Here is a 22,798-nt window from a genome sequence, read left to right on the forward strand (position 1 = left end):
TCGTGCAGGGGTGGTCGTCACGCGTTTCCGGTGTGCCACGATCGAGCCAGCGGACCGAAGTCATCCGGAATTTACAGAGCTCGGCGCGGCCGCACGGGGTGTTGCGCCGGGGTGAGTGCCGGGTGAAGTGCCCGGGTGCTTTGACGGTCTTGTGACGGTGTGACGCCAGTGCTCCACCGGTTCGGAGGCCGTTCCGGCGCAGTGGATTGCTCGGATTTTCGGCTCTTGCGGTGAATTTCCCCGACTGGCCGAATCAATGCCACCGCTCGTGATAAGGCCGTTCCGTTATTGACCCGCGAGTAATGAACTCGCTAGTTTCCGGGGGCCTCACCCCGAGCTTTCCGCCGCACACATCCCCCACCGTGCTGTCCTCCCGATTATTCGGAGCATCATGACGTCCCCTGTGCGTGCCGTCGACCTGATCATGTGCATCACCCCTTTCGGAGAACCCGACGCCCGGCTCGCCGCAGCGGTCTGTGCCGCCGGCGGACTCGGCGTCCTGGACCTGGGGCGCGGTGACCGAAGAACCCGGGAGGCGCTGGCCCGGCTGAGACGGGCGGCGCCGGCCCCGTACGGCGTGCGGGTCGCCCCGGGCTGCGCGCTCACCCCGGAGGATCTCGACCGGACTCCCGACACGGTGGTCCTGGCCGTCGACGCACCCTGGACCGTCGATCAACTCAGCTCCAGCTGCCGGGTGCTGGCCGAGGTGACCGACCTGGCCCGGGCCCGCGAGGCGGTCGCGGCCGGAGCGCACGGGCTGATCGCCCGGGGCGCCGAGAGCGGCGGCCGGACCGGCGGTCTCAGTACCTTCGTCCTGCTCCAACAGCTGCTCGACGCACCGGAGTTGGACGTACCGGTGTGGGCCTGCGGAGGCATCGGGCCGCGTACCGCGGCGGCCGCGGTGGCCGGCGGCGCGGCCGGAGTCGTCCTGGACAGCCAGCTGGCGCTGCTCGCCGAGTCCCGGCTGCCCGAGGCGACGGCGGCCGTACTGCGCTCCCTGGACGGCTCCGAGACGGCCGTCGTCGCCGGTCACCGGGTACTGCACCGGCGCGGTCCGGACGCCGTGCGCCCGCCCGCCGACGACCCGGCCGCGGTCGGCGCGCTGCTGGGCGCCGAGGACCTGCGCACCCAGCTGCTGCCGGTGGGACAGGACGGCTTCCTCGCCGCCCGGTTCGCCGAGCGCTGGGGCGATGTGCGGCGGACCGTACGGGAGCTGACGGCGGCGATCCGGGAGGGCGGCGGTGCCGTCGACCCGGCCGCGGTACGGCCCGAGACGTCCGCCCCGGACGCGGTACGGCCCGAGACGTCCGCCCCGGCCGCGGTACGGCCCGAGACGTCCGCCCCGGCCGCGCCGGGGTCCGGTCTCTGCGCCCCGGACGCGTTACGGCCCGCCACCTCCGCCATGAGCCGCGCCCTGGGCACCCGGCTGCCCGTCGCCCAGGGCCCGATGACCCGGGTCAGTGACCGGGCCGCCTTCGCCGCGGCCGTCGCCGCCGACGGGGCGCTGCCCTTCCTGGCGCTGGCCCTCGCCGACGGTGCCCGCACCCGGGAGATGCTCACCGAGGCCAAGGCCGCCCTGGACGGCCGGCCCTGGGGCGTCGGCGTGCTCGGCTTCGCCCCCGAGGAACTCAGGAACGCCCAGCTCGACGCCGTACGGGAGCTGCGGCCCAGCCACGCGATCATCGCGGGCGGCCGACCCGCCCAGGCGGAGGCACTGGAGCGGGCCGGGATCAGCACCTTCCTCCATGTGCCCTCGCCCGGGCTGCTCCGGCAGTTCCTGGAGGCCGGGGCCCGCAGGTTCGTGTTCGAGGGCTCCGAGTGCGGCGGCCACGTCGGACCGCGCGCGAGCTTCCCGCTCTGGGAGGCCCAACTCGCCGTGCTGGAGGACTTCCCGCAGGCCGAGGGCCTGGAGGTGTTCTTCGCGGGCGGCATCCACGACGAACGCTCCGCGGCGATGGTCGCCGCGCTCGCCGCGCCACTGACCGCCCGGGGCGCCGCCGTCGGCCTGCTGATGGGCACCGCCTACCTCTTCACCGAGGAGGCCGTGGACCGGGGCGCGATCCAGCCCCTCTTCCAGCGCCAGGTCAGGGCCGCCGCCTCGACCGCCCTCCTGGAGACCGCACCCGGCCACGCCACCCGCTGCGTACCCAGCCCGTTCACCCTCGACTACCACAGGCGCGAGGCGGAACTGCGGGCGAACGGGGTGCCGGACCGGCAGCTGTGGGAGGAGCTGGAGCGGCTCAACGTCGGCCGGCTGCGCATCGCCAGCAAGGGCGTCGACCGCGCGGACGGCGGCGAGCCGGCCCCGGTGGACGAGCAACGGCAGCTCAACGAGGGGATGTTCATGGCCGGGGAGGTCGCCGTACTGCGCTCGGCGACGACCACCCTGGCCGCCCTGCACCACGCCGTGACCGACGGCGCCGCCGACTTCCTGGCCCGGCGGCGGCCGGCACCCGAACAGCGCCCGGAGCCGCCCGCCCCCGCCCCGCTCGACGTCGCGATCGTCGGCATGGCCGGGATGTTCCCGCACGCCCCCGACCTGGCCACCTTCTGGGCCAACGTGGTCGCCGGACACGACGCCGTCACCGAGGTCCCGCCCGAGCGCTGGGACCCGGCCGTCCACCACGCCGACGGCACCACCACCTCCAAGTGGGGCGGCTTCCTGCCCGCCATCCCCTTCGACCCGCTGAGCTACGGCATCCCGCCCGCCTCCCTCGGCCACATCGAACCGGTCCAGCTGCTCGCCCTGGAGGCCGCCCGGCGCGCCCTGGACGACGCCGGATACGGCACCCGGGGACGCGAGTTCGACCGCACGCGCACCTCCGTGGTCTTCGGCGCCGAGGCCGGCAGCGACCTCTCCAACGCGGCCACCCTGCGCGCCGTACTGCCCTCGTACTACGGCAAGATCCCCGACGCCCTCGAAGAGCAGCTGCCCCGGCTCACCGAGGACTCCTTCCCGGGCATGCTCGCCAACGTCATCTCCGGGCGGATCGCCAACCGCCTCGACCTGGGCGGCGCCAACTACACCGTGGACGCCGCCTGTGCCTCCTCACTGGCCGCCGTCGACGTCGCCTGCAAGGAACTCACCGCCGGCACCAGCGACGTCGTACTGTGCGGCGGCGCCGACCTGCACAACGGCATCAACGACTACGTCCTGTTCTCCTCGGTGCACGCCCTCTCGCCGACCGGCCGCTCCCGTGCCTTCGACGGCTCCGCCGACGGCATCGCGCTCGGCGAGGGCGTGGCCTGCGTCGTCCTCAAGCGGCTGGCCGACGCCGAGCGCGACGGGGACCGCATCTACGGTGTGATCAAGGGGCTCGGCTCGTCGAGCGACGGCCGCTCCCTGGGCCTGACCGCACCACGACCCGAGGGGCAGCGGGCCGCGCTGCTCCGCGCCTACCGCAACGCCGGTGTCTCCCCGGCGCAGGTCGGCCTGGTGGAGGCGCACGGCACCGGCACCGTCGTCGGCGACCGCACCGAACTCACCATCCTCAGCGAGGTGTTCGCGGAGGCCGGCGCGGAGAAGGGCGGTTGTGCGCTCGGCTCGGTCAAGTCCCAGATCGGGCACACCAAGTGCGCCGCAGGACTCGCCGGGCTGATCAAGACCACCCTCGCCCTGCACACCGGCGTCAAGCCGCCCACCCTGCATCTGGACCGGCCCAACCCGGCGTGGAAGGAGGAGGACAGCCCGTTCGCCTTCCACACCGAGGCCCGGCCGTGGGCCACTCCCGCCGCCGAACGGCTCGCCGGGGTCAGCGCTTTCGGCTTCGGCGGCACCAACTTCCACGTGGTGCTGAGCGCCTACGACAGCGTCGTACCGCCGGAGCAGGGGCTGGACCTCTGGCCCGCCGAGCTGTTCCTGTTCCGCGGACGGGACGAGAAGGCCGCCCACCGGGGTGCCGAGGAGATCCTGCGGGCCGCCGAGACGGGGTCGTGGCGGCTGCGTGACCTGGCGCTCGCCGCCGCCCGCCGCTCGGACGCCTCGCACGAGCCGGTGCGGGCCGCGGTGGTGGCGCGCGACCCGGACGAACTGGCCGGGCAGCTGCGGCGGGTCCTCGCGGGCGAGCACGACCCGGCCGCCGGCATCCACCTGGCCGACCCGACGGCCGACACCGACGCCAAGGTCGCCTTCCTCTTCCCCGGCCAGGGCAGCCAGCGCCCCGGCATGCTCGCCGACCTCCTCGTCGCCCTCCCCGAGTTGCAGCACTACCTCCAGCTCGGCCGCGCCCACGCCGGCCCCCTCTACCCGCCGACCGCCTTCGACGACGCCACCCGCGAACGCCACCGGGCCGCGCTCACCGACACCCGGGCCGCCCAGCCCGCCCTCGGCATCACCGGCCTCGCCGCCCACGCCCTGCTGACGGCGGCCGGGGTCCGCCCCGACATGGCCGCCGGACACAGCTACGGCGAACTCGTCGCCCTCAGCGCGGCCGGCGCCCTCACCCCCGAGACCCTTTTGGAGCTCAGCGCCGAACGCGCCGCCGCGATCCTGGCCGCCGCGGGCGACGAACCGGGCACCATGGCCGCCGTGTCCGGCCCGGCCGAGGACGTCGAGCACGCCCTGCGCACCGCCGGCGTCCCGGACTCGGTCGTCGTCGCCAACCACAACTCGCCCAAGCAGAGCGTGATTTCCGGCCCGACGGCAGAAGTGACCGAAGCCGTCAGGCGGTTGCGCGAGGGCGGGCTCGGCGCCAAGCGGATCCCGGTGGCCTGCGCCTTCCACAGCCCGGTGGTCGCCGGTGCCGGGGCCCGGTTCGCGGAGGTCCTCGCGGAGACGGCCGTACGACCGCCCGAGTTCCCGGTGTGGTCCAACCGCACGGCGGCCCCCTACCCGCCCGAGCCCGGAGCCGTGCGCGCCGAACTCGCCGCCCAGATCGGCTCCCCCGTCGCCTTCGCCGCCCAGATCGAGGCGATGTACGAGGCCGGGGCCCGGGTCTTCGTCGAGGCCGGGCCCGGCACCGTCCTCACCCGGCTCGTCGGGCAGATCCTCGGCGACCGCCCGCACACCACCGTGGCCTGCGAACCCCGCGCCGACAGCGGACTGCGCGGCTGGCTCGACGCACTCGCCCGGCTGGCCGTGGCCGGGGCACCGGTACGCACCGCCTGGCTGCTGCGCGGCCGTGACGCCGTGGACGCGGTCCGCACCCCGGTGCCCAAGCGGCCCGGCTGGACGGTCGACGGACACCTCGTGCGCACCGCCGCCGGAGACCTCCTGCCCGGTGCCCTCGCACCGGCCCGACGAGTCGTGGAGACGACTGTGACGACGAACCAGCCGCACGGCGACCCGGCCGACCGGGACGCGCTGATCTCCGAATTCCTGCGCACCAGCCGGGAGATGATCGCCGCCCAGCGCGATGTGCTGCTCACCTACTTCGGAGCGACACCTGGGGTGGTGCCCGCCACGCCGGTGTCACCGCAGCAGCTCGCGCCCGCCCTCGCACCCACCCCCGCTGACATCGTCGTACCCCAGCCGGAGCCGGTGGCCGGGCCGGCCGCGCCCGCCGTGGAGCCGGCCGCGCGGACCGACGTCGAGCGGGTCGTCCTGGAGATCATCAGCGAGCGCACCGGCTACCCCGTCGACATGATCGAGCCCGACCTCGACCTGGAGGCGGACCTGAGCATCGACTCCATCAAACGGGCCGAGATCGCGGGGGAGCTGGCGAAGCGGCTCGGCATCGCGGGCGGGGCGGAGACCCTGGACGACGCCGAGCTGGAGGAACTGGCCAAGGCCCGGACGGCCGCGGCCGTCACCGGATGGCTGCGGGCCCGGGTCGACACCGGCGGCCGGCAGGAGGAGACGGCCACGGCCACCACCGGCGGCACCACCGAGCCGACGGGCGCCCCGGCCGAGCCGACGGCAGCGGCTGTCACGGCCGGCACCTCGGAGCCCGCACCCGGCCCGCGCGTACCGGCGTCTGCACACCGGCCCGCCACCGCCGAGGAAGTCCCCCCGGGCGAGGCGCCGAAGCGGTTCGAGATGCGCCCCGTCGCGCTGGCGGAGCCGGCCGCCACGGCCGACCCGGCCGCCCTGCTGTCCGGCAGGCGGTTCGTGATCATCGGGGACGGCGCCCGACTGGCGGACCAGCACTCCGCGCACGGCGCCCGGCTGGCGGAACGGCTCTCCGCGTACGGCGCCGAGTGCCTGACCGTCGGCCCGGACCACCGGCTCGGCGAGGCGGACGGAACCGTGGACGGCGTGCTCTACCTGGACGCGCTGCCCGGCAGTGACACGCCCGTGCTGCCGGACGCCTTCCCCGTGCTGCGGGCGGCCCTGGCGCGCGGCCCGCGCTGGCTGCTGGCCGCCCGGCCCGCCGAGGGCGAGGACGCGGCCCGCTCGGCCGGGCTGCACGGCCTGTTCCGAACCGTCGCCCGGGAGTATCCGGACACGGTCGCCCGGGTCGTGACCCTCGCGGACACCGGACCGGCCGCCGTCGCCGAAGCGCTGCTCGCCGAACTGCTCGCACCGGACCCGGCCCCCGTGGTCCTGCGCACCGCCGCCGGCCGGCAGGGACTGGAGCTGACCGAGGTACCGCTGGGCCCGCTCGGCAGCACCGGCGCCGGACCCGCGGGGGAGGGCGCCGCCGAGGCCGCCGCGCTCGGCCTGGACCGGGACTCCGTGGTGCTGCTGGTCGGCGGGGCCCGGGGCATCACCGCGAAGTTCGCGGCCGGGCTCGCCGCCGCCTGCCGCTGCCGTGTCGAACTGCTCGGCCGGACACCCGCGCCCACCGGCCCCGAGGCCCCGGACACCGCCGCCGCCGGTACCCCCGCCGAACTCCGCGCGGCCCTCGCGGCCCGGGGCGGACTCAAGCCCGCCGAGGTCAACCGGGAGACCGAACTGATCCTCGCCCAGCGGGAGATCACCGCCACCCTGGACGAACTCGCCGTGCTCGGCAGCGAGGCGCGCTACCGGGCTGTGGACTTCCGCGACCGGGACGCCGCACTCCAGGCCGTCAAGGAGATCCACGCCGACCACGGCCGCCTGGACGGGGTCGTCTTCGCGGCCGGGGTGATCGAGGACCGGCTGATCGCCGAGAAGACCCCGGAGTCCTTCCAGCGGGTCTACGGCACGAAGACGAACGGCGCCACCACCCTGCTCGCCGCCCTCGAGGAGCTGCCCAGCGGGCCGGGTTTCGCGGTGCTGTTCGGCAGCATCTCCGCCGTCCTCGGCAATCGCGGCCAGGTCGACTACGCCGCCGCCAACGACGCCCTGGAGAGCCTCGGCGCCGACTGGGCGGACCGCACCGGCAACCGGGCGCTGACCGTGCACTGGGGGCCGTGGGCGCCGACCGGCGGCCACACCGGCATGGTCAGCCCGGAGCTGGGGCGCGAGTACGCCCGGCGCGGGGTCAGGCTGATCGACCCCGACGAGGGCACCGCCGCGCTGCTGCGCGAGCTCGCCTGGGGCGCGGAGTCCGTCCGTGCCGTCGTCTACTCCGCGTCGGGCTGGTGACATGACCGACGACCGCCGGACACCGGTCGCGATCGTGGGCATGGCGGTGCTGCTGCCCGGCGCCGCAGGGCTCGACGCGTACTGGAGAAACCTGCGCGACGGCGTGGACGCGATCGGCGAGGTGCCCGCAGGGCGCTGGGACGCGGACTACTACCGGCCCGGCTCGGCGGCCGGGCCCGCCGTACCCGACCAGGTGTACTGCCGGCGCGGCGGCTTCGTGGACGGCCTCGCGGAGGTGGAGGTCACCCGGTACGGCATCATGCCGAACTCCGTCGACGGCACCGAACCCGACCAGCTGATCGCCCTCGACGTGGCCGCCGCCGCGATCGCCGACGCCGGCGGCGCGGACCGGATGCCCGACCGGCACCGGATCGGCGTGGTCCTGGGCCGGGGCGGCTATCTCACGCCCGGTCTGGTCCGGCTCGACCAGCGGGTCCGGACGGCCGGGCAACTCGTGCGCACCCTGGGGGAGTTGGTGCCCGACCTCACGCCCGGCCAACTCGCCCGGGTGCGGGCGGCGTTCACCGAACGGCTCGGGCCCGCCAGCCCCGAGTCGGCGATCGGCCTGGTCCCCAACCTCGCCGCCTCCCGGATCGCCAACCGTCTCGACCTGCGCGGCCCCGCCTACACGGTGGACGCGGCCTGCGCCTCCTCGCTGGTCGCCGTCGACCAGGCGGTCACCGAACTCACCGCCGGGCGCTGCGACCTGATGCTCGCCGGGGGAGTGCACCACTGCCACGACATCACCCTGTGGAGCGTCTTCTCCCAGCTGCGCGCGCTCTCCCCGAGCCAGCGCATCCGCCCCTTCCACCGCGAGGCCGACGGCATCCTCATCGGCGAGGGCACCGGCGTCGTCGTCCTCAAGCGTCTCGCCGACGCCGAACGCGACGGCGACCGCGTCTACGCCGTGATCCGCGGCACCGGCGTGGCCAGCGACGGTCGTACCGCCGGACTCGTCAACCCCGACCCGGGCGGCCAGAGCCATGCCGTACGCCAGGCCTGGCGGGCCGCCGGTCTCGACCCCGCCGCCCCACACTCCGTCGGGCTGCTGGAGGCGCACGGCACCGCGACCCCGGCCGGTGACGGCGCCGAACTCACCACCCTCGCCGAGGTGTTCGGACCGAGCGGCGGCGACGAGCGGGCCGTGCTGGGCTCCGTGAAGTCGATGATCGGCCACACCATGCCGGCCGCCGGAGTCGCGGGGCTGGTCAAGGCCGCCCTCGCCCTGCACCACGCCACCCTGCTGCCCACCCTGCACTGCGACGACCCGCACCCGGCCCTCGCGGCCACCCGCTTCCGCACCCTGGACCGGGCCGAGCCGTGGGAGACCACCCCCGACCAGCCGGTCCGCAGAGCCGGCGTGAACGCCTTCGGGTTCGGCGGGATCAACGCACACGTGGTGCTGGAGGAGGCACCCGGCAGGCGTGCCACCGCCGGCGCGCCCGTCACGACGGTCACCGAGCCCGAGCGCATCCTCCTCCTCGCCGCCCCCACCCCCGAGCAACTCGCCGTCGCCCTCGCCGCGGACGACTCCGCCGTCCTCGTCGCCGGCCTCGCCCCCGACCGTGCCCACCCGGAGGCCGGTCCGGCCCGTCTGGGCATCGTCGACCCCACCGCCAAACGGCTCGCCCTCGCTCGCCGCGCGGTCGGCAGGGGCCGGTCCTGGCAGGGCCGCAACGACGTGTGGTTCCGGCCCACCCCGCTCCTCGGCACCGGCAAGCTGGCCTTCGTCTTCCCCGGCCTGGAAGGCGAGTTCACTCCCCGCGTCGACGACATCGCCACGCATTTCGGCCTCCCCACCGTCACGGGCCCCGCCGATGGGCACGTACGGGTCGGTGACGTGGGCCGTCATGGGTTCGGTGTCGTCGGCGTGGGGCGGCTCCTGGACAGCGCGCTGCGCCGGATGGGCGTGGTCCCGGACGCGGTCGCCGGGCACAGCGTCGGCGAGTGGACGGCGATGGTGGCCGCCGGTCTCTACTCCGGCGACCAGGTCGACGCGTTCATGGCCGGGTTCGACCCCGACGCGGTCACCGTCCCGGGCCTCGCCTTCGCCGCCGTGGGTGCCCCCGCCGAGCGGGTCCTGTCCGCCCTGGACGACGACTGGGCGGACGCCGGGATCGTCCTCTCCCACGACAACGCGCCCGGCCAGTCGATGGTCTGCGGTCCGGACCGGGCCGTGGCCGGCTTCGTCCGCGCCTTCCGCGCCGACGGCGTGCTGTGCCAGGTGCTGCCGTTCCGGTCCGGCTTCCACACGCCGATGCTGGAGCCGTACCTGACGCCCATCAAGGAGGCCGCCGAGCGCTTCCGGCTGCACCGGCCCATCGTCCCGGTCTGGTCCGGCACCACCGCGGCACCCTTCCCGCAGGCCGAGGCGGAGGTGCGCGAGCTGTTCCTCCGGCACCTGCTGGAGCCGGTCCGGTTCCGGCAGCTGGTCGAGGCCCTGTACGCCGCGGGGCACCGCACCTTCATCCAGACCGGCCCCGGCCAGCTGGCCTCCCTCATCGCCGACACCCTCGGCGACCGCGACCACCTGGCCGTCGCCGCCAACTCCCCGCACCGCTCCGGCCTCGGCCAGCTGCGGCGGGTGGCAACGGCGTTGTGGACGGCCGGCGCGGCCGTGGCGCCGGCCGTGGCACCGGCCACCCCCGACACGGGCGGCGCGAGGGGAGCGGGTACGCCGGTACGGCACCTCCCGCCCGTCCGCCTCGACCTGGACGGCGCCCTGGTCTCCCTGGACGGCCCGGTCCTGCACCGGCTCCGCGCCGAACTGGGGCGGCCGACCGCGCGCACCGGGCCGTCCCCGCTCGACGACCTCGCCGTCCGCGTCCCGGCCGCCGCCGAACTCAGCGCGCTGTTGCGCGACACGGCGGAGACCGCGGTGACCGTCCTCACCGCACGCCGGACACCGGCCCCGCAGATCCCGCAAGCCCTGCCGGCCCTTCCAGCGCCGCAGATCCCGCAAGCCCTGCCGGCCTCTCCAGCCCCCCAGGCCCCGCCGGCCCTTTCACCCCGGCAGGCCCCACCGGTCCCACCGGCCCCGCCGATCCCGCAGCCCACACCGGTTCGGCCGACCGCACCGGTCCCGGCGGCCCCCGCGGCGCGCACCACCACCGTCCGGGTCTCCCCGGACACCATGCCCCACCTGCTCGACCACTGCTTCTACCCGCAACGCGCCGACTGGCCGGACATCGAGGACCGTTGGCCGGTGGTCCCGGCCACCACCATCGTCCGCCACCTGATGGACGCCGCCGAGGAAGCCACCGGGCTGCGGGCGGTGGCCGTGCACGGCGCCCGCTTCGACCGCTGGCTCACCGCCACGCCCCCCGTCGACGTCCCGGTCACCGTCACCCCCGAGAGCCCCGGCCGCGTCTCGGTCACCTTCGGACCCACCGCCCGAGCGATCGTCGAACTCGCCCCCGGCCACGCCCCGCCGCCCGCCGCCCCCACCGCCCCGCCGACCCCCGAACGCATCCCCGACCACACCGCCGCCCAGCTCTACTCCGAGCGCTGGATGTTCCACGGCCCGGCGTTCCAGGGCGTCACCGAACTCACCGCGATCGGCGACCGGCACGTCCGCGGGGTGATCACCACGCCCGCCGCCCCGGGCGCCCTGCTGGACAACGTCGGCCAGATCCTCGGCTACTGGATCATGGCCACCCGCACCGAACGGACCGTCGTCTTCCCGGTGGGGATGCGGGAGACCCGCTTCCACGGCCCGCATCCCGCGCCCGGCACCGAGGTCGGCTGCCTGGTGCGGATCACCTCGCTCACCGACACCGTCCTGGAGGCGGACGTGGAGCTGACCGTCGAGGACCGGGTGTGGGCCCGGATCGGCGGCTGGCAGGACCGGCGCTTCGACAACGACCCGCAGACCCGCCCCGTCGAGCGCTTCCCCGACCGCAACACCCTCTCCGAGGTGCGGCCGGGCGGCTGGGCACTCGTCCACGAGCGCTGGCCGGACCTCGCCTCCCGTGAACTGATCATGCGCAACTCCCTGGGCGGAGTGGAGCGTTCGCAGTACGCCGCGCACCCGCCGCGCGGCCGCAGGCAGTGGCTGCTCGGCCGGATCGCCGCCAAGGACGCGGTCCGGCAGTGGCTCTGGCAGCACGGCGAGGGCCCCGTCTTCCCGGCCGAACTCCGAGTGCACAACGATGAGTTGGGCCGACCGTACGTGTCCGGTGTGCACGGCCGTACGCTGCCCGCGCTGGACGTCTCGCTCGCCCACCGGGCCGAGGCGTCGGTGGCGATCGTACGACCGCACCGGCCCGGGCCCGGCCCGGGCATCGACCTCGAAGAGGTCACCGAACGGGACCCCGCCACCCTGGCGGCCGCCCTCGGCGCGGACGAACTGCGCCTGCTGCGCGAACTCTCCGGAACCGGCTCCACAGCGCTGTGGTTCACCCGGTTCTGGGCCGCCAAGGAAGCCGTCGCCAAGGCGGAGGGCACCGGATTCGACGGCCGCCCGAGGGACTTCGCCGTCCTGGAGGCGGCCCCGGACGGCAGCCGGCTGCTGGTCTCGGGCCGGCTGGAACGCGCCTACCCGGTGCACTGCGCGCCGGTCCGCAATCCCCCCGCACTGCCGGACCGCGACTACGTCGTGGCCTGGACGACCGGACCGGCAGCCGCAGACCCAGAGGAGGACCCGCGATGAATCCGACCGAGCCCGAAGTCCGCGCCGACGAGGAGGCGGTGCTCGCCGACCTCACCCGGATGCTCCGCGTCCTCCTGGAGGAATACGGCGAGGGCGACGCCGAGATCGGCATGGGCACCACCTTCAACCGCGACCTGGAGCTGGAGAGCATCGACCTGGTCACCCTCGCCGGACTCCTCGAGGAGCGGTACGGAAAACGGGTCAACTTCGCCGAGTTCCTGGCCGGGATGGAGTTCGACGAGATCATCGGGCTCACCGTCGGCCGGCTGGTGGAGTACGTCGTGTGGAGCCTGAAGGCCACGGAGGCGGGCTGACCATGGCGATCGTCGACACCGGAGACATCCGGCTGCACGTGCAGAGAATGGGCCCGGGTCAGGGCCGTACCCCGGTCGCCACCGTGGTCCTGGTCCACGGGCTGCTCACCGACAGCCTCGCCAGCTACTACTTCACCGTGGCGCCCGCCTTCGCCGCCTCCGGCCTGGACGTGGTCATGTACGACCTGCGCGGCCACGGCCGCAGCGGCCGGCCGTCCGGCGGCTACACCCTCGACCACAACATCGACGACCTGGAGGCCCTGCTCGACCAGTTGTCGATCACCGGCCCGGTCCACCTCGTCGGCAACTCCTACGGCGGCACCATCGCCTTCGGCTACGCGGCCCGCCATCCCGGACGCGCCGCCAGTCTCACTCTCATCGAGTCCGAGCCCGCCACCGCCGCCTGGGCGGACAAGCTCGGCGGCATCCTGCACCGGGTGGTCACCGAACTCGCCCACAACGAGCCGGACGCCATCGCCTGGATCACCGCGAACCGCAGCCACAACACCGCCCGCCTGGCCAGGGGCGCGGCCCGGCTGGCCCGCGAGACCTCCCTCGGCCGGGACATCCCGGCCAGCCGGGTCCTGACCGAGGACCAGATCAGCGCCGTCCGCTGCCCGGTCCTCGGGGTGTACGGCGGCGACTCGGACCTGGTGGAGGTGGTCCCGCTGAAGGAGGCCCTGCTGGCGGACTACCGGTCGGTGGTGCTGCCCGGACACGAGCACTCCGTGCTGGTCGAGGCGGCCGGCACGGTCGGCGGTCACATCATGGAGCTGATCCACTCGGTCAGCGGGGCGCGGGCGGCCGGCGTCCGGTGAGCGGCTATCTCTTCGTCGTACCTCCCCTGGTCGGGCACATCAACCCGGCCGTCGGCGTGGCCGCCGAACTCGGCGCGCGCGGGCACCGGGTGGCCTGGGTCTGCCCCGACCCCGGGCTGCTGCGCCGGCTGGCGGGAGCCCAGGCGCGGGTGTACCCGTGCGCGGGGACGGCCGAGGGCGAACGGCCCGCGGACCTGCGCGGCGCGGAGGCGCTGAAGTTCCTGTGGGAGTGGTTCCTGGTGCCGCTCGCGGAGGCGATGGCGCCCGGGGTCCGGGCGGCCGTCGACGACTTCCGCCCCGATGTGGTGGTCGCCGACCAACAGGCCTTCGCCGGCGCCCTGGTGGCCGAGCGGATCGGCCTGCCCTGGGCGACCTCCGCGACCACCTCCGCCGAGTTCGGCGGCGCCTACGACGGCATCCCCAAGGTCGCCGAGTGGCTGCGGGCCCGGCTCGCGGAGCTCCGGGACCGCATCGGCGACCCGGCGGGCACCGCCGACCCGCGCTTCTCGCCGCATCTGACGCTCGCCTTCACCACCCCCGAACTGGCGGGCAGCACAAGCCACATGTCGATCCGCCATGTCGGCCCGTCGATCTCGGAGCGGCCGGTGGCCGACGGCTTCCCCTGGGAGTGGCTGGACCCCAGCCGGGAGCGGGTCCTCGTCTCGCTCGGCACCGCCAACGCCGACGCCGGCGGCCGGTTCCTGGCCGAGTGCGTGGCCGCCGTACGCGAACGCGCCCACCGGGTGCAGGCGTTGGTGGCCGACCCCGGAGGCACCCTGCCCCCCGCCACCGACGACAAGGACATCCTGATCCTGCCCTCGCTGCCCCAGCTCCCGCTCCTGGAACGGGTCGACGCGGTCGTCTGCCACGCCGGGCACAACACCGTGTGCGAGGCCCTCTGGCACGGCGTCCCGCTGGTCGTCGCCCCCATCCGGGACGACCAGCCGGTGATCGCCGGGCAGGTCGTGGACGCGGGCGCGGGCGTCCGGGTCAGATTCGGCCGGGTCACCGCCCAGCGGCTGGGCGAGGCCCTCGACACCGTCCTGTACGAGCCCGGCCCGCGCACCGCGGCGGCCCGGATCCGCACCGCGTTCCGAGCCGCGGGCGGCGCACCGGTCGCCGCGACCCATTTGGAAGACCTGGCAGTCGACTCGCACCTCAGGAGACCCGATGAGCAAGCAGAGTGAGATCGAGGCGCTGCGCTCCGCCTACCAGCGGGACCTGGCCGACGGCGTCGACCGCTTCTTCGAACCCCGCCGCACCACCTGCCCCTGGTGCGCCTCCGACCGGCTGACCACCCGGCTGCGCACCACCGACCTGCTCCAGCACAAGCCCGGCCGCTTCCTCCTGGACCGCTGCCAGGCGTGCGGGCACACCTTCCAGAACCCGCGCCTGAACGAGACGGGCCTGGAGTTCTACTACCGCGACTTCTACGACGGCCTCGGCGAACAGAAGATGAGCGGCACCTTCGGCGGCCGCACCAAGATGTACCGGGGCCGTGCCGAGTCCATGCTCCCGCACGACGCCACCCCCAAGAACTGGCTCGACGTCGGCACCGGCCACGGCCACTTCTGCGAGGCCGCCCGCGAGGTGCTGCCCGGCACCGCCTTCGACGGCCTCGACTTCACCGACGGCGTCGAACTGGCCGCCCGCGAGGGCCGCGTGGAGCGCGCCTACCGGGGCGCCTTCCCCGAGCTGGCCCCCGACCTCGCGGCCGGCTACGACGTGGTCAGCATGTTCCACTACCTGGAGCACAGCACCGACCCCGACAGCGAACTCCGCGCCGCCCACCGGGCGGTACGCCCCGGCGGCCACCTCCTCATCGAGGTCCCCGACCCGGAGAGCCGCTACGCCCGGCTGCTCGGCCGCTGGTGGCTGCCCTGGCTCCAGCCGCAGCACCTGCACTTCGTCCCCGTCGCCAACCTCCGCGCCCGCCTCACCGAGCTGGGCTTCACGGTGGTCGCCGAACAGCACGCCGAGGCGCACGACCCCGTCGACCTGCTGGCCGCCGTCTGGCTCGCCCTGGACCACACCGCCCCGCGCGAGGACGCCCCCTGGCTGCCCCGCCCGCCGGGCGCCCTGCGCAAGACGGCACGCGCCGCCCTGCTCCTCGCCGGGATCCCGGCCCTGATCGCCGGCACCCTCGCGGACCGCTTCGCCGTACGGCCCCTCTCGCACCGGCTGCACGTCTCCAACGCCTACCGGATCGTGGCCCGCCGAGACTGAGCCCTCAGAGCACCTTGGCGCGGATCATCGCCGACAGCACCAGGGCGCCCGGCAGCAGCGGCACCCAGTCGGTCAGCACCCGGTAGCCGATCACGGTCGCGGTGGCCACCGCGACCGGGGAGCCGAACGCGGCCAGCGTGATCACCAGCGCCGCGTCCACCGCCACCCCGCCGGGTACCGGTACGGCACCCCCCGCGGTGCCCGCCGCCAGGTACGCGAAGATCACGGTGCCCCACGACAGCCCGAGCCCGAGCGCCTCCCCGGTGCAGGCCAGCACGCCGGCCTGCACCAGCGGCATCGCCGTCGCGCCGCCCCACAGGGCCAGCACCCGGGAGGGCCGGGCGTGCACCGTCCGGGCGTCGGCGAGCGCACTCCGCACCAGCCCGGTGATCGGCCGCCGCAGCGGTCGTACGACGGCCAGCGTGATGGTCACCAGAGTGAGGACGGCGGCGACCGGGACCAGCACCACGCCGTCCGGGACCAGCTCACCCAGCCGCCGCCAGGCGGACGAGGACAGCAGGAACACGATCAGCACGGCCGTCTTCGCACCCGACTTGGCCACCGAGTACAGCGCGATCGAGGAGGTGGCCCGCTCCAGGGGAACGCCCCGGGTGCGGAGAAAGCGGACGGTGACGGCGTGTGCGCCCAGGCCGGCGGGCAGCGCGTGGTTGGCGGCGCCGGCGGCGAACTGCGAGGCCAGCAGCAGCCCCGGCGGCAGCCGGTCGGGCACGGCACCCTGCCGCATACAGGCGGCCACCACCCAGGTCAGGCAGGTGAGACCGCCCGCGGCCAGCAGCCACGCGGGTTCGGCCCGGGCGAGCCGGCCGGCCCCCTCGTACAGCAGGGACCGGTTGGTGAGCCCCCAGACCGCCGCGATGAGCAGCGGGGACAGACACAGGGCGAGCCGGAGCGGCCGGCCCGCCGTCGAGGGCGTGGACAGGGCACGTACGGGCGCGTCGGAGCGGGACGACGACAGGGACGACAGGGACGACAGTGAGGACACGGGGACGTTGTCCTTCCACGGCGGGCCGCGGTGGGGAGCCGCAGGCGAGCGGGACCGCGGGCGTGCGGGACCGCTGGGGAGCCTTCCCGTCCCGTATGACACCCGGATGTCCGAAAACCGAAGGCCGGGGGGCGGGCCGGTGCCGCGGACACGGCCGTACCCGGCCGACCGGGTAGCCTTCCAGGGGTACGCAGCACGCGACAGGGGAGGATCCGGCGGTGCACGTCCAGGAATGGCTCGACTCGGTACCGGCGGTCGCCGTCTACGCCGTGGTGGCGCTGGTCATCGGGCTGGAGAGCCTGGGCATCCCGCTGCCGGGCGAGGTCGTGCTGGTCTCCGCCGCGCTGCTGTCCTCCCAGCACTCGGGCATCAACCCGTTCGTCCTCGGCGCCTGTGCCACCGCGGGCGCGGTGATCGGCGACTCCATCGGCTACGCGATCGGCCGCAAGGGCGGCCGCCCGCTGCTGGCCTGGCTGGGCCGGAAGTTCCCGAGACACTTCGGCGAGGGCCATGTCGCCACCGCCGAGCGCTCCTTCGAGAAGTGGGGCATGTGGGCGGTCTTCTTCGGCCGCTTCATCGCCCTCCTGCGCATCTTCGCGGGTCCGCTGGCGGGCGTCCTGCAGATGCCGTACTGGAAGTTCCTGACGGCGAACCTGCTCGGCGGCATCTGCTGGGCGGGCGGCACGACCGCGGTCGTCTACTACGTCGGCATCGTCGCGGAGGACTGGCTGAAGAGGTTCTCGTACGTGGGCCTGGCGCTGGCGGTGCTGGTGGGCGTGGCGTCGATGCTGATCGTGCGGCGCAAGGCGAAGAAGGTCCAGGTGACGCAGAAGGAAGCGGAACCTGTCGGCGCCGGAGACTGAATGCCTTCAGGGGCGCGGGGCTGTATCCATGTGCGGCTCCGCCGCGTGGGCGCGACCAGCCCCCACGCACCCGCACCCGCCGAACCACCTACTCGTGCACCCCGCGATGCGCCTTGGCCAACTCCGCGTACAGGGTCCCGTTGAGGGTCACCCCCTGAAGTTCCTCCTCCGAGAGACTCCGCTTGATCTTCGCCGGCACCCCGGCGACCAACGACCCCGCCGGCACCACCATGCCCTGCGGCACCAACGCCTGCGCGGCCACCAGCGACCCCGCCCCGATCACCGCCCCGTTCAGCACCGTCGCGCCCATCCCGATGAGGCAGTCGTCCCCGACCGTCGCCCCGTGCACCACCGCGTTGTGCCCGATGGACACCCGCTCACCCACACTCACCGGGAACCCCGGATCGGCGTGCAGCGTCACGTTGTCCTGCACATTCGCCTGCGCCCCCACGGTGATCTTCTCGACGTCCCCCCGCACCACCGCGCCGTACCAGACGCTCGCCCCCGCTTTCAGCGTGACGTCCCCGATGACCGAGGCGGTCGGCGCCACGAACACGTCGTCCTCGATCTTCGGCTCGCGCCCGCCGATCCCCACGATCAGCGCCTTCTGCGTCATCACGGTCTCCCATCGCCATCGCCATCGCCATCGCCATCGCCATCGACGTCCACGGCAACCTAGCTCACCCCCTGGGGCGAAGATCACAGCAGCCCACCCTCTCGTCGGCGGCCCCCTCCGCGTAGCGTGACCCCGTGCCGAAGCCCAAGAACACGTTCTCGTCCTGGTGCCGCCGCCTCGCCCAGCGCGCGGTGCACGCGGGCTGGGCCTGGGTGCAGCGCACGGGTTCCGTCACCGCCGACCACCCCGGCCGTTTCCGGTTCGGCGCGATCGGCGAGGCCACCCGCCTCGCCTTCCCGCTGGGCACGGTCTTCGGCGAACCCTGGATCCACCTCGGCTCCCACTGCATCGTCGGCGAACAGGTCACCCTCACCGCGGGCCTGATGCCCGACCTCGACCTCGGTCCCGAGCCGATCCTGCGGATCGGCGACGGGGTGGTCCTGGGCCGCGGCAGCCATGTCATCGCCGACACCACCGTCACCATCGGCAGCGACTGCTACTTCGGCCCGTACGTCTACGTCACCTCCACGAACCACTCCTACGACGACCCGCACCAGCCCATCGGCAGGCAGTGGCCCCGCATGGAGCCCGTGCAGATCGGCCCCGGCTGCTGGATCGGGACCGGCGCGGTGATCCTGCCGGGCGCGCGGATCGGCCGGAACGTGGTGGTGGCCGCCGGCGCGGTGGTCCGGGGCACGGTGCCCGACCACGCCGTGGTGGCCGGCGCGCCCGCCCGGGTGGTACGACGCTGGACCTCCGAGACCGGCTGGCAGCCGCCGCTGCGCACGCCCGCACCGGTGCCGATACCGGAGGGCATGACCCCGGAGCAGCTGCGCGCGCTGGCGGAGCTGGACGAGGAGGGCGTGGCGCGGCTCGCCGCCCTGGAGAGCGAGAACTGACTCAGCCGGTGGCCAGCAGCAGCGTCCCCACCAGCGCCAGCCCCGCCCCCGCCGCCTGGACGGCGCGCAGCCGCTCACTGAGGAAGCCGCGGGCCGCCAGCGCGGTGACCACCGGGTAGAGCGAGGCGAGCACCGCGGCGACGGTGACCGGGCCGTGCTGGGCGGCGACCGTGTAGGTGCCGTTGGCGGCGACGTCGGCGAGACCGACGAAGCCCAGCGCCGGGACCGTGGACCAGTCGAAGCCACCCTCCGGCAGCGCGGACCCGCCCTGCCGCACCGACAGCCACAGGGCCGCGCCGCCGGTCACGACGCTGGTCAGCCGCTGGACGAAGAGGGCCAGGAACAGGCCGGTGACAGTGGTGGACGCCTCCGTGATCAGGGCGAACACCGTGCCGAAGCCGACCGCCGCGACCAGCGTGACCAGGATCGTCCGGCGCTCGACGGGTGCACCGCGCAGTTGCGGGCCACCCGCCAGGACGACCCCGGTGACGGCGACCGTGATCCCCGCGAACTGGAGCAGCCCCGGGCGCTCGCCGAGTACCAGCCCGACTCCGACCGGGACGGCGACGCTCAGTGTGGCCAGTGGGGAGACCACGCCCATCGGGCCGAGGGCGAGGGCCTTGTAGAAGCAGAACAGCGCGACCGGTCCGACCAGGCCCGCCGCGAACGCGAACCAGAGCCGGGGCCCGGCCTCGCTCCAGCCGCCGGTGGCGACCACGATCACGCCGAGGACCGCCGCCGCGATGCCCTGCGAGAGCACGACCACGGTGAGCGCCGGGGTGCGTCGTGTGAGCAGCCCGCCGCCGAAGTCGGCCAGCCCCCACAGGAGACTGGTGGTCAGGGCGAAGAATGCTGTCACGGCCCGCCTCGCAGTACAGTTCGGTGAACGATCAGGTACACCCCACCGTAGTTCACGCAGTTGAACTCTGTCATTCAGAATATTGGACCGTGATGCTCTCGACGATGGACGGAACGTGTCGGACCTCGACCTGCTGACCCAGTCCCTGGCCCGCAACGTCAAGCACTGGCGCGCGGTGCGCGGCTTCACCCTCGACGTGCTCGCGGCCCGGGCCGGGGTCAGCCGTGGCATGCTCATCCAGATCGAGCAGGCCCGCACCAACCCGAGCATCGGCACGGTCGTCAAGATCGGCGACGCGCTCGGCATCAGCATCACCACGCTGCTCGACTACGAGCAGGGCCCCAAGGTCCAGATCGTCCCCGACGACAAGGCCGTACGGCTGTGGCACACCGAGGCCGGCAGCTACAACCGCCTGCTCGCCGGCACCGAGGCGCCCGGCCCGCTGGAGATGTGGGACTGGCGTCTGATGCCGGGCGAGAGCAGCCCGTCGGAACCCCATCCCACCGGCACCGTGGAGATCGTCCATGTCACCGCCGGCGAACTGACCCTCACCGTCGACGGGACCGACTATCACGTGCCGACGGGCGCCAGTGCCTCCTTCGAGGCGAACACGGCCCATGTGTACGGCAACACCGGGGACGTGCCGATGGAGATGGTCATGACGGTCTCCGTCCCGCCCGTGCCCTGAACCGCCCGCGGCCGGGCTGTTAGCGTGCGGACATGCGCGCACCCATCGGAGACTTCGACACCGCCACCCCCGCCCCCGACTGCCTCGACGAACTGACCGCGCCGGTCGCCGACGCCGTACGGCACTGGAGCGGTGCCGTCCCCGCCGAGCAGATCATCTACGTCGAGACCGACCCGCAGTGGGCGGACACCGCCGTCTTCGTCGAGCACTACGGGCGCGACCTGCTGGAGCGGTCGGCCAACTGCGTGGTGGTGGCGGCCAAGCGCGGCGGCGAGACGACGCTGGCGGCCTGCCTGGCCCTGTCCACCACCAAGGTCGACGTCAACGGCGTCGTACGCCGCCAACTCGGCGCCCGCAAGGTCTCGTTCGCCTCGATGGACACCGCGACCGGCGAGACCGGCATGGAGTACGGCGGCATCACCCCCGTCGGGCTCCCGCGCGACTGGCCCCTGCTGGTGGACTCGGCCGTCGTCGACCTGCCCTATGTCCTGGTCGGCAGCGGCCGCCGGCGCGGCAAACTCCTGGTCCCCGGCAAGGCGTTCGCCGAGCTGCCGGGCGCGGTCGTGCTGGAGGGCCTGGGCGTCTAGAGCGTCGCGTGGTGGGCCAGCGCCAGGTGCGGGTCCTGCTCGCCGGGCGCGGGCGCCGGATCGGCGTGCACCAGGGCCGCCGTCAGCCGGGGCACGGCGTGCAGCAGCGCGTGCTCCGCCGCCACCGCGACCGCGTGCGCCTGCCGTACGGTCGCCTCGCCGTCGACCACGACCGCGACCTCGGCCCGCAGCCGGTGCCCGATCCACCGCAGCCGCAGCTCACCCACCGCCCGCACCCCCGGCACCTCGCACAGCGCCTGCTCGGCCCGGTCCACCAGCTCCGGGTCCACGGCGTCCATCACCCGCCGGAACACCTCTCGGGCCGCGTCCCGCAGCACCAGCGCGATCGCCGCGGTGATCGCCAACCCCACCAGAGGGTCGGCCAGTTGCCAGCCCAGGGCCGCGCCGCCGGCGCCCAGCAGCACGGCCAGCGAGGCGAATCCGTCGGTACGGGCGTGCAGCCCGTCGGCCACCAGGGCCGCCGAGCCGATCTCCCGGCCCACCCGGATCCGGTACCGGGCCACCCACTCGTTCCCGGCGAAGCCGACCAGCGCGGCCGCCGCGACCGCCGGGAGATGCGTGACCGGCCGGGGATCCAGCAGCCGTTCGACCGCGGTCCAGGCGGCGAACGCGGCCGACGCGGTGATCGTCAGCACGATCGCGATCCCCGCCAGGTCCTCGGCCCGCCCGTAGCCGTAGGTGAAACGGCGGTTCGCCGCGCGGCGCCCCAGCACGAAGGCGATGCCGAGCGGTACGGCGGTCAGCGCGTCGGCGGCGTTGTGCACGGTGTCGCCGAGCAGGGCGACGGAGCCGGACAGGACCACGACGACCGCCTGCGCGAGCGCCGTCGCCCCGAGCACGGCCAGCGACACCCAGAGCGCCCGCATCCCGCGCACCGAGGTCTCCAGGGCGGAGTCGAGCTTGTCGGCCGTCTCGTGGGAGTGGGGGGTGAGCAGATGACCGAGCCGGTGACCGAGCCGGTGGCGGAGCCCGCCGGGGGAGGGGTTGCCGTGGTCGTGGTCGTGGCCGTGGCCGTCGCCGTGATCGTGATCGTGTTCGCCGTGCCGGTCCAGGACACGAGCGTGCTCGTGGTGGTGCCGGTGGTCCGTGGGTGGATGCTCGGGGCGGGGCCCGACGTGGGGCGTGTGCTCGTGGCGGTGCCGGTCGTGCGCGGGCGCCTGCTTCTGGTGGTGCCCGTCGTGCGCGGGTGTGTGCGCGTGGTGGTGCTGGTCGCCCGTGGGTGTGTGCTCGTGGCCGTGCTGGTCGCCCGCGGGTGTGTGCTCGTGGCGGTGCCCGTCGCCCGTGGGTGTGTGCTCGTGGTGGTGCCGGTCGCTCATGCGGCTCCCCTCTCCGGTGCGCGGGACGTGGACACGCGACGCCCCCGAGGCCATTATGTGCGTATGAGCGCACGCATGCACCTATCACCTGCACATCATGCGCATCCGCGCAGCCCGGGCGAGGAGCAGTTCGCGCTCGCCGCCGAAGTCCTCGCCCTGCTCGGCGACCGCACCAGGCTGACCCTGCTGCACGCCCTGACGGCGGGGGAGGCCGACGTCACCACGCTCACCGAGGTCTGCGGTGCCGCGCGGCCCGCCGTCAGCCAGCACCTGGCCCGGCTCCGGCTCGCGGGTCTGGTGGGCACGCGCAAGGAGGGGCGCCGGGTCGTGTACTCGCTGCGCCACGGACATCTGCGCCGGCTGGTCGAGGAGGCGCTGAAGGTGGCGGACCACCGGCTCACCGAGACGGCCGCCGAGGCGCCCGCCGAAGAAGGGGGTTGATCTTCTCCGGCGGGGCGGCACTCTGCGCGGCCCGCGCGGGACAGCC

Annotated in this window: 15 protein-coding genes; 11 read left to right on the forward strand and 4 right to left on the reverse strand. The window is 74.4% G+C overall.

Features of this window, described 5'->3' with window-relative positions; translation table 11 throughout:
* Positions 1-391: 391 nt before the first annotated feature.
* Genes ACWDGI_RS27580 through ACWDGI_RS27605 form a run of 6 tightly spaced genes read left to right on the forward strand, consistent with a single transcriptional unit; the run spans position 392 to position 15,459 of the window.
* A complete protein-coding gene (locus tag ACWDGI_RS27580) occupies positions 392-7,450 on the forward strand; it encodes an SDR family NAD(P)-dependent oxidoreductase (protein WP_450763386.1) in 7,059 nt (2,352 codons plus the stop codon).
* Position 7,451: 1 nt separating this feature from the next.
* Complete coding sequence (locus ACWDGI_RS27585) at positions 7,452-12,101, forward strand: beta-ketoacyl synthase N-terminal-like domain-containing protein (RefSeq protein WP_450763388.1); 4,650 nt, start codon at positions 7,452-7,454, stop codon at positions 12,099-12,101.
* Positions 12,098-12,415: an acyl carrier protein gene (locus tag ACWDGI_RS27590; protein ID WP_450763390.1), complete on the forward strand. Its 318-nt coding sequence runs from the start codon at positions 12,098-12,100 to the stop codon at positions 12,413-12,415. Before ACWDGI_RS27585 ends, ACWDGI_RS27590 begins: the two co-directional genes overlap by 4 nt.
* Before the next feature lie 2 nt (positions 12,416-12,417).
* Positions 12,418-13,233, forward strand: coding sequence for an alpha/beta fold hydrolase (locus ACWDGI_RS27595; protein WP_450763392.1), 816 nt, complete (start codon positions 12,418-12,420; stop codon positions 13,231-13,233).
* Positions 13,230-14,420: a glycosyltransferase gene (locus ACWDGI_RS27600; RefSeq protein WP_450763394.1), complete on the forward strand. Its 1,191-nt coding sequence runs from the start codon at positions 13,230-13,232 to the stop codon at positions 14,418-14,420. The genes ACWDGI_RS27595 and ACWDGI_RS27600 overlap by 4 nt, the downstream gene beginning before the upstream one ends.
* Positions 14,404-15,459 (forward strand): class I SAM-dependent methyltransferase, encoded by a 1,056-nt coding sequence (locus ACWDGI_RS27605; RefSeq protein WP_450763396.1) that lies wholly within the window; start codon positions 14,404-14,406, stop codon positions 15,457-15,459. The genes ACWDGI_RS27600 and ACWDGI_RS27605 overlap by 17 nt, the downstream gene beginning before the upstream one ends.
* A gap of 4 nt (positions 15,460-15,463) precedes the next feature.
* Here the strand turns inward: ACWDGI_RS27605 and ACWDGI_RS27610 are convergent, their stop codons facing one another.
* Positions 15,464-16,462 carry a lysylphosphatidylglycerol synthase transmembrane domain-containing protein gene (locus ACWDGI_RS27610; RefSeq protein WP_450763398.1) on the reverse strand — a complete coding sequence of 333 codons (999 nt, stop codon included), beginning with the start codon at positions 16,460-16,462 and terminating at the stop codon, positions 15,464-15,466.
* A 218-nt stretch (positions 16,463-16,680) separates the two neighbouring features.
* On the opposite strand from ACWDGI_RS27610, the gene ACWDGI_RS27615 reads away from it, so the two are divergent.
* Positions 16,681-17,325, forward strand: a complete 645-nt coding sequence (locus ACWDGI_RS27615) for a DedA family protein (protein ID WP_450763400.1) — start codon at positions 16,681-16,683, stop codon at positions 17,323-17,325.
* Positions 17,326-17,413: 88 nt separating this feature from the next.
* Here ACWDGI_RS27615 and ACWDGI_RS27620 read toward each other — a convergent pair whose 3' ends face one another.
* Complete coding sequence (locus ACWDGI_RS27620) at positions 17,414-17,941, reverse strand: gamma carbonic anhydrase family protein (RefSeq protein ID WP_450763402.1); 528 nt, start codon at positions 17,939-17,941, stop codon at positions 17,414-17,416.
* A 134-nt stretch (positions 17,942-18,075) separates the two neighbouring features.
* Here ACWDGI_RS27620 and ACWDGI_RS27625 point away from each other — a divergent pair, with 134 nt between their 5' ends.
* Positions 18,076-18,840, forward strand: a complete 765-nt coding sequence (locus ACWDGI_RS27625) for an acyltransferase (protein WP_450763404.1) — start codon at positions 18,076-18,078, stop codon at positions 18,838-18,840.
* Position 18,841: 1 nt separating this feature from the next.
* Here the strand turns inward: ACWDGI_RS27625 and ACWDGI_RS27630 are convergent, their stop codons facing one another.
* Entirely contained in the window at positions 18,842-19,699 is an 858-nt protein-coding gene (locus ACWDGI_RS27630; protein ID WP_450763406.1) for an EamA family transporter, read from the reverse strand.
* A 115-nt stretch (positions 19,700-19,814) separates the two neighbouring features.
* Here ACWDGI_RS27630 and ACWDGI_RS27635 point away from each other — a divergent pair, with 115 nt between their 5' ends.
* Positions 19,815-20,387 (forward strand): XRE family transcriptional regulator, encoded by a 573-nt coding sequence (locus tag ACWDGI_RS27635; protein ID WP_450763408.1) that lies wholly within the window; start codon positions 19,815-19,817, stop codon positions 20,385-20,387.
* Between the two features lie 32 nt (positions 20,388-20,419).
* The gene (locus ACWDGI_RS27640; RefSeq protein WP_450763410.1) at positions 20,420-20,974 is read left to right on the forward strand and encodes a YbaK/EbsC family protein; all 555 of its coding nucleotides are present in this window, start codon (positions 20,420-20,422) and stop codon (positions 20,972-20,974) included.
* Here the strand turns inward: ACWDGI_RS27640 and ACWDGI_RS27645 are convergent.
* Positions 20,971-22,047, reverse strand: a complete 1,077-nt coding sequence (locus ACWDGI_RS27645; protein WP_450763764.1) for a cation diffusion facilitator family transporter — start codon at positions 22,045-22,047, stop codon at positions 20,971-20,973. The genes ACWDGI_RS27640 and ACWDGI_RS27645 overlap by 4 nt on opposite strands.
* Before the next feature lie 327 nt (positions 22,048-22,374).
* On the opposite strand from ACWDGI_RS27645, the gene ACWDGI_RS27650 reads away from it, so the two are divergent.
* Positions 22,375-22,752, forward strand: a complete 378-nt coding sequence (locus ACWDGI_RS27650; protein ID WP_450763412.1) for an ArsR/SmtB family transcription factor — start codon at positions 22,375-22,377, stop codon at positions 22,750-22,752.
* Positions 22,753-22,798: the final 46 nt, after the last annotated feature.

The sequence above is a fragment of the Streptomyces sp. NPDC001220 genome (assembly GCF_053597895.1).

Bases quoted from the DNA above. Each gene is read 5' to 3' on its own strand.
- ACWDGI_RS27580 (WP_450763386.1), top strand. From the start codon at position 392: ATGACGTCCCCTGTGCGTGCCGTCGACCTGATCATGTGCATCACCCCT.
- ACWDGI_RS27585 (WP_450763388.1), top strand. From the start codon at position 7,452: ATGACCGACGACCGCCGGACACCGGTCGCGATCGTGGGCATGGCGGTG.
- ACWDGI_RS27590 (WP_450763390.1), top strand. From the start codon at position 12,098: ATGAATCCGACCGAGCCCGAAGTCCGCGCCGACGAGGAGGCGGTGCTC.
- ACWDGI_RS27595 (WP_450763392.1), top strand. From the start codon at position 12,418: ATGGCGATCGTCGACACCGGAGACATCCGGCTGCACGTGCAGAGAATG.
- ACWDGI_RS27605 (WP_450763396.1), top strand. From the start codon at position 14,404: ATGAGCAAGCAGAGTGAGATCGAGGCGCTGCGCTCCGCCTACCAGCGG.
- ACWDGI_RS27620 (WP_450763402.1), bottom strand. From the start codon at position 17,941: ATGACGCAGAAGGCGCTGATCGTGGGGATCGGCGGGCGCGAGCCGAAG.
- ACWDGI_RS27640 (WP_450763410.1), top strand. From the start codon at position 20,420: ATGCGCGCACCCATCGGAGACTTCGACACCGCCACCCCCGCCCCCGAC.
- ACWDGI_RS27650 (WP_450763412.1), top strand. From the start codon at position 22,375: ATGAGCGCACGCATGCACCTATCACCTGCACATCATGCGCATCCGCGC.